The sequence below is a fragment of the Collinsella sp. CM84Y_54 genome, from assembly GCF_036317945.1.
GTDB lineage: Bacteria > Actinomycetota > Coriobacteriia > Coriobacteriales > Coriobacteriaceae > Collinsella.
The window spans coordinates 171,000-183,556 of sequence record NZ_JAWQCX010000001.1 but is presented as its reverse complement, the minus strand read 5'-3'; the positions used below and the strand labels follow the sequence as shown (position 1 = coordinate 183,556).

Annotated in this window: 15 protein-coding genes; 3 read left to right on the top strand and 12 right to left on the bottom strand. The window is 59.2% G+C overall.

Going from position 1 to position 12,557, the window contains the following annotated elements:
- Positions 1-186 precede the first annotated feature (186 nt).
- From V2391_RS00830 to V2391_RS00815, 4 genes are all read right to left on the bottom strand, one after another.
- Complete coding sequence (locus tag V2391_RS00830) at positions 187-846, bottom strand: SGNH/GDSL hydrolase family protein (protein WP_329737879.1); 660 nt, start codon at positions 844-846, stop codon at positions 187-189.
- A gap of 78 nt (positions 847-924) precedes the next feature.
- Complete coding sequence (locus tag V2391_RS00825; protein ID WP_329737878.1) at positions 925-2,043, bottom strand: TIGR02452 family protein; 1,119 nt, start codon at positions 2,041-2,043, stop codon at positions 925-927.
- Between the two features lie 138 nt (positions 2,044-2,181).
- Positions 2,182-2,877: a Bax inhibitor-1 family protein gene (locus V2391_RS00820; protein WP_329737877.1), complete on the bottom strand. Its 696-nt coding sequence runs from the start codon at positions 2,875-2,877 to the stop codon at positions 2,182-2,184.
- Positions 2,878-2,960: 83 nt separating this feature from the next.
- A complete protein-coding gene (locus tag V2391_RS00815; RefSeq protein ID WP_035137981.1) occupies positions 2,961-3,299 on the bottom strand; it encodes a hypothetical protein in 339 nt (112 codons plus the stop codon).
- 248 nt (positions 3,300-3,547) lie between these two features.
- Here V2391_RS00815 and V2391_RS00810 point away from each other — a divergent pair, with 248 nt between their 5' ends.
- From V2391_RS00810 to V2391_RS00800, 3 genes are all read left to right on the top strand, one after another.
- Positions 3,548-4,597, top strand: a complete 1,050-nt coding sequence (locus tag V2391_RS00810; RefSeq protein WP_006234237.1) for an inorganic phosphate transporter — start codon at positions 3,548-3,550, stop codon at positions 4,595-4,597.
- A gap of 67 nt (positions 4,598-4,664) precedes the next feature.
- On the top strand, positions 4,665-5,288 hold the full coding sequence (locus V2391_RS00805) for a DUF47 domain-containing protein (protein WP_118080370.1): 624 nt from the start codon (positions 4,665-4,667) through the stop codon (positions 5,286-5,288).
- 285 nt (positions 5,289-5,573) lie between these two features.
- Positions 5,574-6,104, top strand: a complete 531-nt coding sequence (locus tag V2391_RS00800; protein ID WP_329737876.1) for a nitroreductase family protein — start codon at positions 5,574-5,576, stop codon at positions 6,102-6,104.
- Between the two features lie 166 nt (positions 6,105-6,270).
- On the opposite strand, the gene V2391_RS00795 is transcribed toward V2391_RS00800, so the two are convergent.
- The 8 genes from V2391_RS00795 to pstC form a co-directional block, all read right to left on the bottom strand.
- Positions 6,271-6,948, bottom strand: coding sequence for a DivIVA domain-containing protein (locus V2391_RS00795; protein ID WP_035137975.1), 678 nt, complete (start codon positions 6,946-6,948; stop codon positions 6,271-6,273).
- Between the two features lie 62 nt (positions 6,949-7,010).
- A complete protein-coding gene (locus tag V2391_RS00790; RefSeq protein WP_255360343.1) occupies positions 7,011-7,256 on the bottom strand; it encodes a YggT family protein in 246 nt (81 codons plus the stop codon).
- 57 nt (positions 7,257-7,313) lie between these two features.
- Complete coding sequence (locus V2391_RS00785; protein ID WP_329737875.1) at positions 7,314-8,039, bottom strand: cell division protein SepF; 726 nt, start codon at positions 8,037-8,039, stop codon at positions 7,314-7,316.
- A gap of 60 nt (positions 8,040-8,099) precedes the next feature.
- Entirely contained in the window at positions 8,100-8,837 is a 738-nt protein-coding gene (locus tag V2391_RS00780; RefSeq protein ID WP_329737874.1) for a YggS family pyridoxal phosphate-dependent enzyme, read from the bottom strand.
- Positions 8,838-8,957: 120 nt separating this feature from the next.
- Positions 8,958-9,815 (bottom strand): phosphate signaling complex PhoU family protein, encoded by an 858-nt coding sequence (locus V2391_RS00775; RefSeq protein ID WP_329737873.1) that lies wholly within the window; start codon positions 9,813-9,815, stop codon positions 8,958-8,960.
- A gap of 92 nt (positions 9,816-9,907) precedes the next feature.
- On the bottom strand, positions 9,908-10,711 hold the full coding sequence (pstB, locus tag V2391_RS00770) for a phosphate ABC transporter ATP-binding protein PstB (protein ID WP_035137966.1): 804 nt from the start codon (positions 10,709-10,711) through the stop codon (positions 9,908-9,910).
- A gap of 12 nt (positions 10,712-10,723) precedes the next feature.
- Entirely contained in the window at positions 10,724-11,629 is a 906-nt protein-coding gene (pstA, locus tag V2391_RS00765; RefSeq protein WP_329737872.1) for a phosphate ABC transporter permease PstA, read from the bottom strand.
- A gap of 3 nt (positions 11,630-11,632) precedes the next feature.
- Positions 11,633-12,556, bottom strand: coding sequence for a phosphate ABC transporter permease subunit PstC (gene pstC / locus V2391_RS00760; RefSeq protein ID WP_329737871.1), 924 nt, complete (start codon positions 12,554-12,556; stop codon positions 11,633-11,635).
- Position 12,557: the final 1 nt, after the last annotated feature.

Here is a 12,557-nt window from a genome sequence, read left to right as displayed (position 1 = left end):
ATCTGTAACAGTAGCTCGGCAAAATCGACCCTAGATGTTACAGATCGAGACAAACGACCGATATCGACCTAAATAATCTCGATCTGTAACATCTAGCCCGTTTTCAGCCTTACAACTGTTACAGATCAAGACAAACCAACGAAACAAGCCTCCGCAAGGGGAACTTTTGTAGCGCTTTGGGCCGCGCTACTCTCCGAGCATCTCTTTGAGCTTGGCTGCCACGGCGTGGCCCAGGCTCTCGTGGCTTTCGGGCATCATGTGCAGATAATCGATATCGCCCGGCTCGGCAAAATCGGCGGCATTCAAAAAGTCGCAGCCAAACTGTTCGGCAACATACTTATAGTATTCGGCAAAATGCTCCGAGGCCTCGACGGAGTGCTCGTCAAAGTCGGTCATGTACACATCGGCGATCTGCGATTTAATCTTGATAGGCGCCATCAGCAGAATACGCGGGCAGGGCGCGGCTTCGGTCCAGGGAAACGCGCGGACGGTGCGAATCAGCGCCATGGCACCGTCAGCGATATCGGCAGCCCCCACGCTAAAGACCGTCTTGCAGTCGTTGGTGCCCAGCATAATCACGATCGCATCCAGCGGCTTATGAGACTCGAGCAGCATCGGCAACGCGCGAATGCCGTTGAGGTTAGTGTCCAGATGGCACATATCGTCGCGCACCGTCGTGCGGCCGTTGAGCCCCTCCTCAATCACATGCCAGCCCTCGCCCAGGTCACGCTGTGCCACGCCGCACCAGCGCACATCGTGCGCATAGCGCACCGCGGTGCCGTCGCGCATGCCCGCCGGATCATAGCCATAGGTATTGCTGTCGCCAAAGCACAGAATGTTTTTCATCGTAAGCCCTTCCTCTAGTAAAAAGCCGGCGGGAGCAGTCTCTCCTGCCGGATCGACCTATCTGTCAGCACATACCGATTACAGGTACTTGTGCCAATCGTCATCGTCCTCATCGTCCTCGGCGGCAGCCTGGGCTTGCTCGGCGGCGCGAGCAGCCGCAGCGCGAGCGGCAACCTGGGCATAGGACTCCTCGTTGCGCTCGGGGAAGTTTGCCAGCACGTGCTCGAACTTGGCAAAGTCCTCGTCCCAACGCGTAGAAGGCACGGCAAAGAAGACCTGCTTGACCTTAAAGTCGCCCGATGCGAGCTCCTTGCGGAAGAGCTCGGCCACGGCTTCGGCGTCAAAGCCGTTGTTGTCGCAGCCCCAAGCGCCCAGCACTAACTTTTCGCGACCCAGCTCGTCGCAGATGGCAAGCACCAAGCGGATGCGATCGCGCAGGGCATCCAGCAAGGCATCGTCACCCACGCGATACTCCTGGCGAGCGCGCTTGGCGTTGGGCGCGGCGGCGACGATTACGTCGGCATATGCATGCACGTGGTTGCGGTCGAAGCGCACCGCAGGCACCACCAGTGCACGGTTGCGGTAAAGCTCGCAGTTGATGTTGCGGCGACGGTTCTCGCCGTACCACTTACGCTGCTTATCGAGGACGTTGTACAGATACGAATCGGCACAGAGTGTGGCCTCCTGGCCCAGATAGCCCTGGATGTAGCCACCGCCCGGATTGGTGAACGAGGCAAAGGCGAGCACAGCCATGTCGCAGAACTGCGCATAGCCGCGGCCGTTGTCCAGAATGGCCTGCGTGGCAGAGGCGTCGAGCACGGTGACCTCGGGCAGGACCGGAGCGGGCTTTTCGGCGGCAGGCGCGGGCTCGGCCTCCGCGGCCTCCTCTGCGGGCGCAGGCTCAGCCGTAACCTCGGTCTCTGCGGATGCAACCTCAGCGGCCTCAGACTCCTCGGCAAGCTGTTCCTCGGCAGTGTCGGTCGCTTGGGCCTTAGCCTTCATCGCCGCGACAAATCCAGCAGGCATGCCATCGAACTCACGCACGCCGGCAAGCGAGCGCTCAATATCCTTGGCGCACGCTTCGGACACAGTCGCCACGTGACGCTCGGCGGCCTTGGCGCGCGCCTCGCGCTTGGGATTGGGCTGTCCCGCGCGATTAGGCCTGCGGTTACGGTTCCTGTTGTCGACGTCTGCCATAAGTGGTCACCTTTCTCGGTCTCTGCCGCTATCGGCTTTTCCCATCCATGATACCCCGCCGCACACAAAAAAGACGGCCCCGAAGGACCGCCTTTCGTATCGAGTTGCGCGCACGGCAAGCACCGCTGCAATTTGGCACTAGTCGCGACGACCAAGGATGTTCAGAATGCGCAGGAACACGTTGATGATGTCCACGAACAGGTTGGATGCCATAAGCACGGCGTTGGGCAGCGTGGGCGGCACCGTCGTTGCCACATAGGTGTCGTAGCCGATGAAGCCGGCGAACACCACAATCACGATCAGGTCGGTGATGGACTGCGAAACGCCCATGAACATCAGCACGATCTCGATCAGAATCGTGGCAAGCAGGATGCCAAAACCAATGCCATACACACGCTGGAAGAACTTGGGGAAGGTCACGCCCAGCGCACCAAAGACAAAGGTGATGGCGGCCGTGGCGATAAAGGCGGTGTTAATGGTAGGCAGGTCGTAGTTGGCAAGACCAAACGACGCCGTCAGGCCAAAGGTGCTCGCAAAGACCACGTAGCCCACGAGTGACAGGCCCACGGACTGTTTGCTGACAGCGGCCGACATCATGACCATGCCGACGATGGTCAAAATAAATGAGCCAAAGACCAGCGGCAAAGCGGCGCCGCTCATCATCATGCGCGCAAACGACATGGTGCTCGTAAAGTAAGCACCGGCGCCCATGGCGCAAAAGCCCAAAAAGATCAGGGCAGACATGACAAGGTTGTACGCGCGCGGCGACATCTCCTTGGCACGGCTTGCGCCGGTTTCGATGGGGCCGTTCTGATAGCCCTGGATATCGTTCATACTTCGTCCTTTCAAAAAGTGCCGTGAAAGACGGCACAGCAGATGACAAGATTCCTGCCATTGTACCCGAATGTCGCGCACTCTTACCTGCGGCGTTCACTCTCGAGTGTACGGTCGAATGCCCACACCCACCAACGCATCAGATGAGCCTGCGAGCCATCCGGTCGCTCGCGCGCCTGTTCTTCCAGATACAGTTCGGTCGCATGCCCGCCAAAACGAACCTTATAGGTCGCCGTACGAATGCCGTGAACCGTTAGGCCAAAACCGGTGGACGAGACAATCTCGTCAATCGTAAAACAGCGGCCGTCGACCCAGCAGACGGTAACCGGCACGACTTGTCCGCCCGCGAGGATGCGGGCCACGACGTCCACATACTGCTTGTGCACGCGCCGAGTTTTGCCGTCTGTCTGTCGATATTCCATGTCCCCTATTATCGAACGCATGTTTGCATATTGTAAAGCGAACAGACTGTGATTTTGGGATGTTGGGACGCGCGCATGTCCTCATGGCGTGTTAGCAAAAAGAACACCCGCGGTCAACAGGGCTAATGTTCAATGTTAGTGCCAAAAAAATCACTTCTCCCATCAGAACTCGGTAAAGAAACCCACAGGAGGTGATACGATTTATCATGTTTTTGTAACGTGCCTGCAAACTTCGAGAAAGCCCATATATGGACGTAACGTTCTCAACCTTCCTCGGCCAAATTGTGTCGAACCCAGTCCTTGCCGTCACCGTGATCCTCGCGCTCGGCGCCATCTTCGTCAATGGATGGACCGACGCGCCCAACGCCATCGCGACCTGCGTCACTACGCGTTGCATGCCCGCCCGCGCCGCCATTCTCATGAGCGCCGCATTCAACTTCCTCGGCGTGCTCATCATGACGCACTTTAACGCGAGCGTCGCCAACACCATCTCACATATCGTCGACTTTGGCGGAAACAGCACCATGGCGCTCGCGTGCCTCTGCGCGGCGCTGTTCTCCATCGTCGTCTACGGTGCCACGGCATCGCGTTTTGGCATCCCCACCTCGCAAAGCCACAGCCTTATCGCCGGCCTGACCGGTGCCGCCATCGCCCTCGGCGGCGCGAGCAGCGTCAACGTCCACGAGTGGATGAAGGTCATCTACGGCCTGGCGCTCTCCATCGGCCTGGGTTTTGTCATGGGCTGGGTCCTGTGCAAGCTCGTCTCGATTCTTTTCGCCGCCGCCAACAGACGACGTGCCAATGTCTTCTTTAAATACGCTCAGATCGCAAGCGCTGCGGCCATGAGCTTTATGCACGGCGCGCAGGATGGACAAAAGTTTATCGGCGTGCTCTTTTTAGGCGTGGCCTTCGCCAGCGGGCAGACGAGCGTCGGCGACGCCGGCATCCCCATCTGGATCATGCTGCTGTGCTCGGCCACCATGGGCATCGGCACCAGCGTGGGCGGCGAGCGCATCATCAAGTCCGTCGGCCAGAGCATGGTTAAGCTCGAGAAGTATCAGGGCTTCTCTGCCGACCTCGCGGGCGCCGCGAACCTGCTACTTGCCACCCTTACCGGCATCCCCGTGTCCTCCACGCACATCAAAACCTGCGCCATCATGGGCGTCGGCGCCGTCAAGCGCCTCTCGGCCATCAACTTCGGCGTGGTCAAGGACATGATGTTCACCTGGTTCTTCACCTTCCCCGCCTGCGGACTCATCAGCTTTGTCATGGCCAAGCTGTTCATGATGTTCCTCTAGCCACGCTGAGCGTCCATCCGGACCGCAATACCTCGCCCACCCGTCTTCGCCTCGAAAGGACCCACCCATGGCAAAGAAACCCGATTCGTTCTACTTTGACAACTACGTCGCCTGCGCCGACCTTGCCGTCCAGGCCGCAGAGTTGCTCATCAAGATTTTTGAGAACTTTGACCCCGCGCAGATCCACGGCATGCTCGAGGAGATGCATGCGATTGAGCATGCGGCCGATAAGAAGCACCATGAGCTCGAGGATGCCTTGCTCACTGCCTTTATCACCCCGCTTGAGCGCGAGGATCTGGATCTGATGAGCTGCTCGCTCGACACCGTGCTCGACCGTATCGAGGGCGTCGTGCAGCGCGTCTACTTCACTAACATCCAGAGCATCCATCCCGATGCCATCGTCATCGCCCACAAGGTGACCGACGCCTGCCGCGCTATGAAGGACCTGATGGTCGAGCTTCCCAATTACCGCAAGTCCAAGACCCTGCGCGAGCTCGTCATCCAGATCAACACCATCGAGTCCGAGGCTGACGAGCTCTACATCAACGCCATGCGCAACCTGCACGTCAACGGCAAGGACCCGCTCGAGGTCATCGCCTGGCGTGACGTCTACGCCTTTCTGGAGTACTGCGCCGACTGCTGCGAGAATGTGGCCGATGTCGTGGATTCGATTGTCATGAAGAACAGTTAATTGGGGGTACATGTCCCACCGGTCGCGGGCCCGACCACTAATAACCTTTTTCACTCCGGCTGCAAGCAGAGTCGTTCAAAAGGTATTAGTGGTCGGGCCCGCTCCCTTATGTACCACCATTGGGAACTTTGGCTGATAGTTTTAGCGCAATGGGGGTTTGGCTGAAGGGACCTTTGGTACCCGTTCGGACACTTTGGCCCTTGATGAGCGCTTGGCTGATTGCTGCTTTGGGTACTCTTTGGGTTACCTTGGATTTGTTTGATTTTTAATTGTTGGAGGGCTTGTATGTCGTATTTGGATCTGGCTCGGTCTCGGTATTCTTGTCGTGAATTCCAGGATCGTTCTGTTGAGCAGGCTGTGGTGGATGTCATTGTTGAGGCTGGGCGTATTGCTCCTTCTGCTTGTAATAATCATCCAACCCGTGTGATGGTGTTGGATACGCCTGAGCTTCTGGAGAAGGCAGCTGCTTGTCAGCCTCGGTTTGCTCGTGATGGGTCCATCTTTGGAGCTCCGCTCATCTTCCTCGTTTGCAGCGTTACCGACGACGCTTGGGTGCGTCCCTATGACCAGATGAACTCCAGCGCTATCGACACTTCGATCGTCTGCGATCAGATGATGATGGAGGCCGAGGATCAGGGCCTGGGAACGTGCTGGGTATGCCATTTTAAGCCCGAGGTAGCCCGCGAGCAGTTCAGCCTGCCCGAGGGCATCTATCCCTATCACATGCTCGTCTGCGGCTATCCTGCCGACCACATCGCCGATCCTAAGCATCGCGAGGCCCGTACCATTCCCCTCTCCGACTTCCTCCTCAAGTAGTTTTTGGCACATACCCTAAAAACTACCTTTTATCGCGCGTCCTTCGCCGAGTTCTGCCCTATCACATGCAGAGCTCGGCGTTTTGTTTCCCAACCCGTATGCAGCCACAAAAAAGGAGCCCGCAGGCGCGAGCTCCTCTTAAGGGCACTAGATTGTAGCTCTGGAGCTAGTCCAGGTCGTCGGCGGCAAAGTTGTCGATCGGGGCGAAGGGATCGGCCACGGGGACAACCGGATCAGCGACAGGCAACGGCTCGGCGGCGGGAACGGTCACTGCAGGAGAAGCCGCAGAACCGACCGGCGTGGAGGCCATAAGATCGGCGGGGAAGGAATTCTGGGCATCGTCCATGAAGTGCTGGATGAGCTTGAGGTACTCGGCCTTGAACTCCTCACGGGAAGCCTTCAAACGGTCGATCTCCTCGAGCTCGGCCTGCTTCTCGGTCAGGGCCTGACGGATGACCTCGCGGGCCTTGGCGTCGGCTTCGTTGCGGATGCGCTCAGCGTTCTCGTTGGCGTCGTTGACGATGCCCTCGGCGGTCTGCTGGGCAGCGATCAGCGCAGCGGAGATCTGGCGCTCCTGAGCAGAGAAATCGGGTGCGGGAGCGGCCACGGGAGCGGCGGGAACGGCCTGCGCGGCAGCGTCCTGAGCCTGGGCAAGCTGAGCCTGCGTGTCGGCAAGCTGCTGCTCGGTGGCAGTCAGACGACCCTTAAGATCGACAATCTTGGCAAGCATAGCGTCAACCTCGGAGGACAGCGTCTCCAAAAAGACGTCGACCTCGGCGGGGTCATAGCCACGCTTGGCCTCAGAGAAAGTCTGAGCCTGGATGTCAGCAGGGGTAATAGCCATAACAAGTTCTCCTTTTTCATCGCCTCGGCGCCGGGCGCCCGACGTAAGTTACTGAGCCAGTACTATACGAGTATACCTATAAGAAGCTGCAGAATCAGCCTCTGCACCAACTGCAACGCAATAATTGCAACGACCGGCGAAAAATCAACGCCGCCCATCGGCGGGATAAACCGACGAAACAGGTTGAGCCACGGACCGCAGACACTATCGAGCACCGCGGCGATATCCTGCAGCAGGCCGCCCTGCTTCATGGGAATCCACGTCATAAAGCAATAGACCACAATGAGCGTGGAATAGAAGTTGAACAGCGTGTTGACCAGCTGGACAATGGTGTAGATGTTGATGAGAATCTCCTCGTCTTGGGTTTACTTAAGGTAGCCGTCGGCACGCAGCTTCTTGAGGTCCGAATCCTTGACCTCGCAGCCGGCGGGCAGCACCATAAACACGCGATCGCCCACCTCTTTGACCGTAGCGCCCAGGCCGCAGGCAAAGCCATAGCTAAAGTCCAGGACACGCTTGGCGACCTCGGTGCGAACGCCAACAAAAATCAGCGCAACGGGCTGCTTGGTGCGCACACGGCGGACAACGGTCTCGACATCGTCATAGCTCTCGGGACGCAGGACATAGGCAGGCAGCTGCGGCGTGGCGTTGATGATGTTGCTCGCATAGGCCGAAGCGTCGCTCGGCGCAGGTGCGGGCGCAGGTGCCGCGGCGCGGGCGCGAGCGCTCTCGGCATAGCTCGACGGCGTGTCGTAAGCGCCGGGACGATAGCCGCCTGCGACACTATCCTGAGAACGCGACGGCGGATAGTACGTCGTTGCATGACGGGAGTCATCGCCGACCAGCTGGCCGGAGCGCGTGTACACCGCGACCGACTCGGCCTCACCGCGGCGCGTCTGGCCCAGCAGGCCGTTACTCGGCTCGTCCTGGGTATAGAAGCCCTCACCCGAGGCACCGCTGTAGCCGTTGTTCTGATAGCCATCGTCGTAGCCGTCATCGTAGCCGTAGTCGTCATCCTGGCCATAGCCCTGGTCGTAACCCTGCTGGCCGCCAAGGTGCATCTTATTTTTAATCTCGTCAAGGAAGCCCATGGTTGTGTCCTCTCGCGGTTTAGTGCAGGCGCTCTGATAATCAGTGCGCACTTCAGAGCCTTATTTTACTGCAAACTCCGGGCTAAATACTACCCTGCCCAGACGAACGAGCGTAGAGCCTTCCTCAAGGGCAGGCTCAAAGTCCTCGCTCATGCCGCAGGAAAGTTCGGGCAGGCTCAGGTCGGAGTGCGTCGCCTCAAGCTCATCCCTTAGCTCGCGAAGTCCGGCAAAAGTGCGGCGCGCCACATCCTTATTCCCCCGGGGTGCCATAGTCATAAGGCCCTGCACACAAATTCCCTCAAGCTCCGCAAGCTCACCCGCGGCGTCTCGCACCTCGTCGGGCGAAAAGCCGCCCTTGGACTCCTCGCCGCTCACATTGACCTCGATCAGCACGCGCTGGGGGCCGGAGAGCTCGCCCGCCTCAATCTTACGGACCGCACGGCTCGAGATAGCCTGAGCCAAATGCAGCGAGCTTACCGAATGAATCAGCTCGGCCGAGCCCAGAACCGCATTGATCTTGTTGGTCTGCAGGTTGCCGATCATATCGAAGCGCACCTCGGGTAGCTCCGGATGCTCCGCGAGGCCCGCAAGCTTGCGGACGAGCTCCTGCGGGCGGTTCTCGGCAAAATGGCGATACCCCGCCTGAATAGCGGCAACGGTCTCATCGACGCCAACAGTCTTGGAGACGGCAATCAGGCGCGCGGCATCGTGGGGACGGCCCGCGCGATCGAGCGCCGCATAAAAACGCTCCAGAATCTGCTCGCGGCGAGCGCGCATCAAGTCCAAATAGTTATCCATTGCCAATCGCCTCCGCTAACAGCCATACAAGTAGTCTCATGCTAACGCAAGAGCGCGGCCTCGCATGTGCAAGGCCGCGCTCACTTAGGTATTTACAATCTTTCGACGAACGGAGCTGCCCTACTCCTCATCATCCTCGGTGTCGTCCTCGTCCTCGAGGTGCTCGAGCAGGTAGCGAAGACCCTCGCTCACCTCGTTAGCAGGCACCTTGGCAACATAGCCCGCATCCACGGCGGGCCTCATAATGACACCCTCGCCCGAAGGCACGCGCATGCTCTCAAGCTCATCCTCGTCCGTACGGGCGATATCGCCGGCAGTCATACGCTGTCCGGTCAAAAGGAAGGTCAGACGGCAGGCGGCATCGATCGAAATCGAGGCGACACGATCGAGGTAGCGCGAGACCATGATGGCGCGACGCAGGTCGTCATAGTTGCTGTCGTCGTCCATAAAATCGCCCGTGTCCATGCGGTTAAAGGTGCGGAAGAACTTCTCGTACGCCGCATGCACCGGCTCGTCCTCGACGGCCAGGTTGCAGATGATGGACATGTCGTTGGTGACGAGCGCAGAAAGCGACGAACCCAGCACCTGGTAAACAGCCTCGGCCTCGGCCTCGACCGTAGCGACGAGTTCCTGGGGCAGCGAGATATCGGCCTTGACCATGTGACGCGTGGCGCGGCAGATCTGGCGAACCTTATCGGTCATGCGCTGCAGGTTAAAGTCGACGTAGATGATCGTCTGCAGCAAGCGGAAGTCGGAGGCGACCGGCGACTGCGTAGCGATTAGGTTGTAGCACACGGCCTCCAAGTTGGCGCAGCGCGCATCGATCGAAAGCGTGCGCTTCTTGGTCTTGGTGGCGAGCTTGCGGTCGTCGGTCACATAGGCCTTCACGGCGTCGTGAAGGGCTAGATCGACGGCCTCGAAGATGCTCAGCATCTCGTGACGGGCCTCGATGAGCTGACGGGAAAACAGTTTGCGCATGGTTCACTCCAATCAGTTGGGTGCGGTCATGCCGCCCGCACAGTGAATACGCACCGGACCAGGTCCGATCGGATTGGGACTAGTCGCACCGATCAGCCAAAGCGGCCGGTGATATAGTCTTCCGTTCGCGAATCCACCGGGCTGGTGAAGATCGCGTCGGTTTGACCATACTCGATGAGCGTGGCGGGCTCGCCGGCAACTTCCTGCAAGAAAAATGCGGTGTAGTCGCTAATACGAGCGGCCTGCTGCATAGAATGCGTGACGATGATGATCGTCATCTCGGGCGCCAGCTCGGCCATCAGATCCTCGACCTTAGAGACGGACGTGGGGTCGATGGCGGAGCAGGGCTCGTCCATCAGCAGGACATCAGGCTGCACCGCAAGCACACGCGCGATGCACAGACGCTGCTGCTGACCGCCCGAGAGCGCCAAACCATCCTTGTTGAGCTGATTGGATACCTCTTTCCAGAGGTTGGCGCGCTTGAGCGATTCTTCCACGATGTCATCGAGGTCGCTTTTGCTAGTCACGCCCTGCAGACGAGGGCCAAAAGCGACATTCTCGTAGATGGATTTGGGGAACGGGTTGGGCTGCTGAAAAATCATGCCCACGCGGCGGCGAAGATCGACCGGGTCGACGCCCTCGGCATAGATATCGTTGCCGTCAAGCGTCATGGTGCCCTCGACGCGAGTGCCCTCGATAAGGTCGTTCATACGGTTGATGCAGCGCAAAAACGTCGATTTGCCGCAGCCCGAAGGGCCGATAAACGAGGTGATGGCGTTTTTGGCGATGTTGAGGTCGAGCCCCGTCAGCGCATGAAAGTCACCGTACCAAAAGTTGAAATCCTTGGCCGTGATGGCCGCTTGCTCCGGCGTGGGAGCGGACTGATAGACGGACATGGGACTCCTTAACTAGCGGCGCTTGCGCGACAGATAACGCGCAAACAGGTTGAAGGCCAGAATAATCGCCATCAGCAAAAGCGCAGTGCCGTAGGCTGCGTTCATGTTGATGCCGTCATTGGCAAGCAGATAAAGGTGAACGGTCATGGGACGACCGGAATCGAGCGGCGATATAGGCAGGTTGATGGCCTGACCCATGGTGTAGAGCACCACCGCGGTCTCGCCGATGGCGCGGCCGATGGCAAGGACGATGCCGGTGGCGATGCGGCCAAAGGCCGAAGGAAGCACGATCTTGGAGACGACCTGCCACTTGGTGGCGCCCAGGCCATATGCGCCCCAACGAATATAGCGCGGAACGGCGCGGATTGCCTCCTCGGTGGTGCGCATGACGATGGGCAGCATCAGAAGCGCCAGCGCCAGGGCGGCCGAGACCATCGAAAGGCCCAGGCCCATAGCCTCGACAAACAAAGCGTAGCCAAAGAGGCCCATAACGATGGAGGGCACCGAGGCCAGGGCATCGGCAGCATAGCGAATGATGTCGACGACCTTGCCCTGCTTGGCGTACTCGGCCAGATAGACCGCAGCCAAGACGGCAACCGGCGTGCAGATGAGCATGGCGAGTGCCGTCACGTAGATGGTCGAGACGATCGTGGGCCAGATGCCACCCTCGGCGTTTACGCCCTGCGGCCAGCCAAAGATAAAGTCGAGCGAGATATGCGGCAGACCGTTGATGACCACGTAGGCGATGATGGCAACCAGCACCAGCGTGGTGATATAGGCCGCGGCGCGAAACACGCCGAGCATGATCTTGTTGGACAGGTCCTTATTGATGCGGCCCTTCTTGCCATGGGAAAGGGCACGCTTGATGCGCTCGCGCGACGAGGTCGTATCGACCGTCGTGTCAACGGAATCGGACATAGCCTACCCCCTCTTCTTGGAAATCAGGCGGACGATACCCACCAGTGCAGCGGAGATGATAAACAGGACCACGCCCATGCCAAACAGAGCCGAGCGGTGCAGGCCCGAGGAATAACTCATGTCGAGCGCAATCTGGCTCGTGAGCGTCGAGATGGGGCTCGAGATGCTGTCCGGGATGACCGGAGCGTTGCCGACGACCATGAGCACGGCCATGGTCTCACCGATGGCACGCCCCATACCCAAGACAATTGCATCGACAATGCCCAGTTTGGCTGCAGGCAACACGACCTTGTAGATGGTCTGCCACTTGGTGGCACCCATGGCATAGGACGCCTCGCGAATGCCCATGGGAATGGAATTGAGGGCATCGATGGTGAGGGTGGTGATGGTAGGAACGATCATGATGGCGAGCACGAACCACGCCGTCAGCGCGCCAAAGCCAAGACCGCCGGTCAGCTGCGCGATAAACGGACGAATGATGACCATGCCAAAGAAACCGTAGATGATGGAGGGGATGCCCGCCAGCAGGTCGACGGCGGGGCTGATGAGCCTGCGCACGCGCTTGCTGGCGATCTCGACCAGATATACAGCCGTGCCCACACCCAGGGGCACGCCCATGGCGAGCGCACCGACCGTCACCAGACCAGAGCCCGCCAGCAACGACATGATGCCGTAGTGACCCTCGGAGGGCGCCCACGTAAAGCTAAAGAAGTCCGCCAGACCGATGTCGGTAAAGACGGGCAGCGCCGAGTACGTGGTAAAGACAAAAATCAGGATGACGGTGACGACCGCCAAGAACGCACAGGCAAAGAAGATCCACTGCAGCGCCTTCTCCTTGAGATAGGTACTGCGCGACACCAACGCCAACTCACGCTTTTTGGGCGTCTGAGCCTCCTGCTCGATCTGGGGGGTTTCCTGCACTTCCACG

What these genes read in the sequence shown, in the direction of transcription:
- V2391_RS00830 (WP_329737879.1), bottom strand. Translation starts at nt 846, where the DNA reads ATGAAAAACATTCTGTGCTTTGGCGACAGCAATACCTATGGCTATGAT.
- V2391_RS00825 (WP_329737878.1), bottom strand. Translation starts at nt 2,043, where the DNA reads ATGGCAGACGTCGACAACAGGAACCGTAACCGCAGGCCTAATCGCGCG.
- V2391_RS00820 (WP_329737877.1), bottom strand. Translation starts at nt 2,877, where the DNA reads ATGAACGATATCCAGGGCTATCAGAACGGCCCCATCGAAACCGGCGCA.
- V2391_RS00815 (WP_035137981.1), bottom strand. Translation starts at nt 3,299, where the DNA reads ATGGAATATCGACAGACAGACGGCAAAACTCGGCGCGTGCACAAGCAG.
- V2391_RS00810 (WP_006234237.1), top strand. Translation starts at nt 3,548, where the DNA reads ATGGACGTAACGTTCTCAACCTTCCTCGGCCAAATTGTGTCGAACCCA.
- V2391_RS00805 (WP_118080370.1), top strand. Translation starts at nt 4,665, where the DNA reads ATGGCAAAGAAACCCGATTCGTTCTACTTTGACAACTACGTCGCCTGC.
- V2391_RS00800 (WP_329737876.1), top strand. Translation starts at nt 5,574, where the DNA reads ATGTCGTATTTGGATCTGGCTCGGTCTCGGTATTCTTGTCGTGAATTC.
- V2391_RS00795 (WP_035137975.1), bottom strand. Translation starts at nt 6,948, where the DNA reads ATGGCTATTACCCCTGCTGACATCCAGGCTCAGACTTTCTCTGAGGCC.
- V2391_RS00785 (WP_329737875.1), bottom strand. Translation starts at nt 8,039, where the DNA reads ATGGGCTTCCTTGACGAGATTAAAAATAAGATGCACCTTGGCGGCCAG.
- V2391_RS00780 (WP_329737874.1), bottom strand. Translation starts at nt 8,837, where the DNA reads ATGGATAACTATTTGGACTTGATGCGCGCTCGCCGCGAGCAGATTCTG.
- V2391_RS00775 (WP_329737873.1), bottom strand. Translation starts at nt 9,815, where the DNA reads ATGCGCAAACTGTTTTCCCGTCAGCTCATCGAGGCCCGTCACGAGATG.
- pstB (WP_035137966.1), bottom strand. Translation starts at nt 10,711, where the DNA reads ATGTCCGTCTATCAGTCCGCTCCCACGCCGGAGCAAGCGGCCATCACG.
- pstA (WP_329737872.1), bottom strand. Translation starts at nt 11,629, where the DNA reads ATGTCCGATTCCGTTGACACGACGGTCGATACGACCTCGTCGCGCGAG.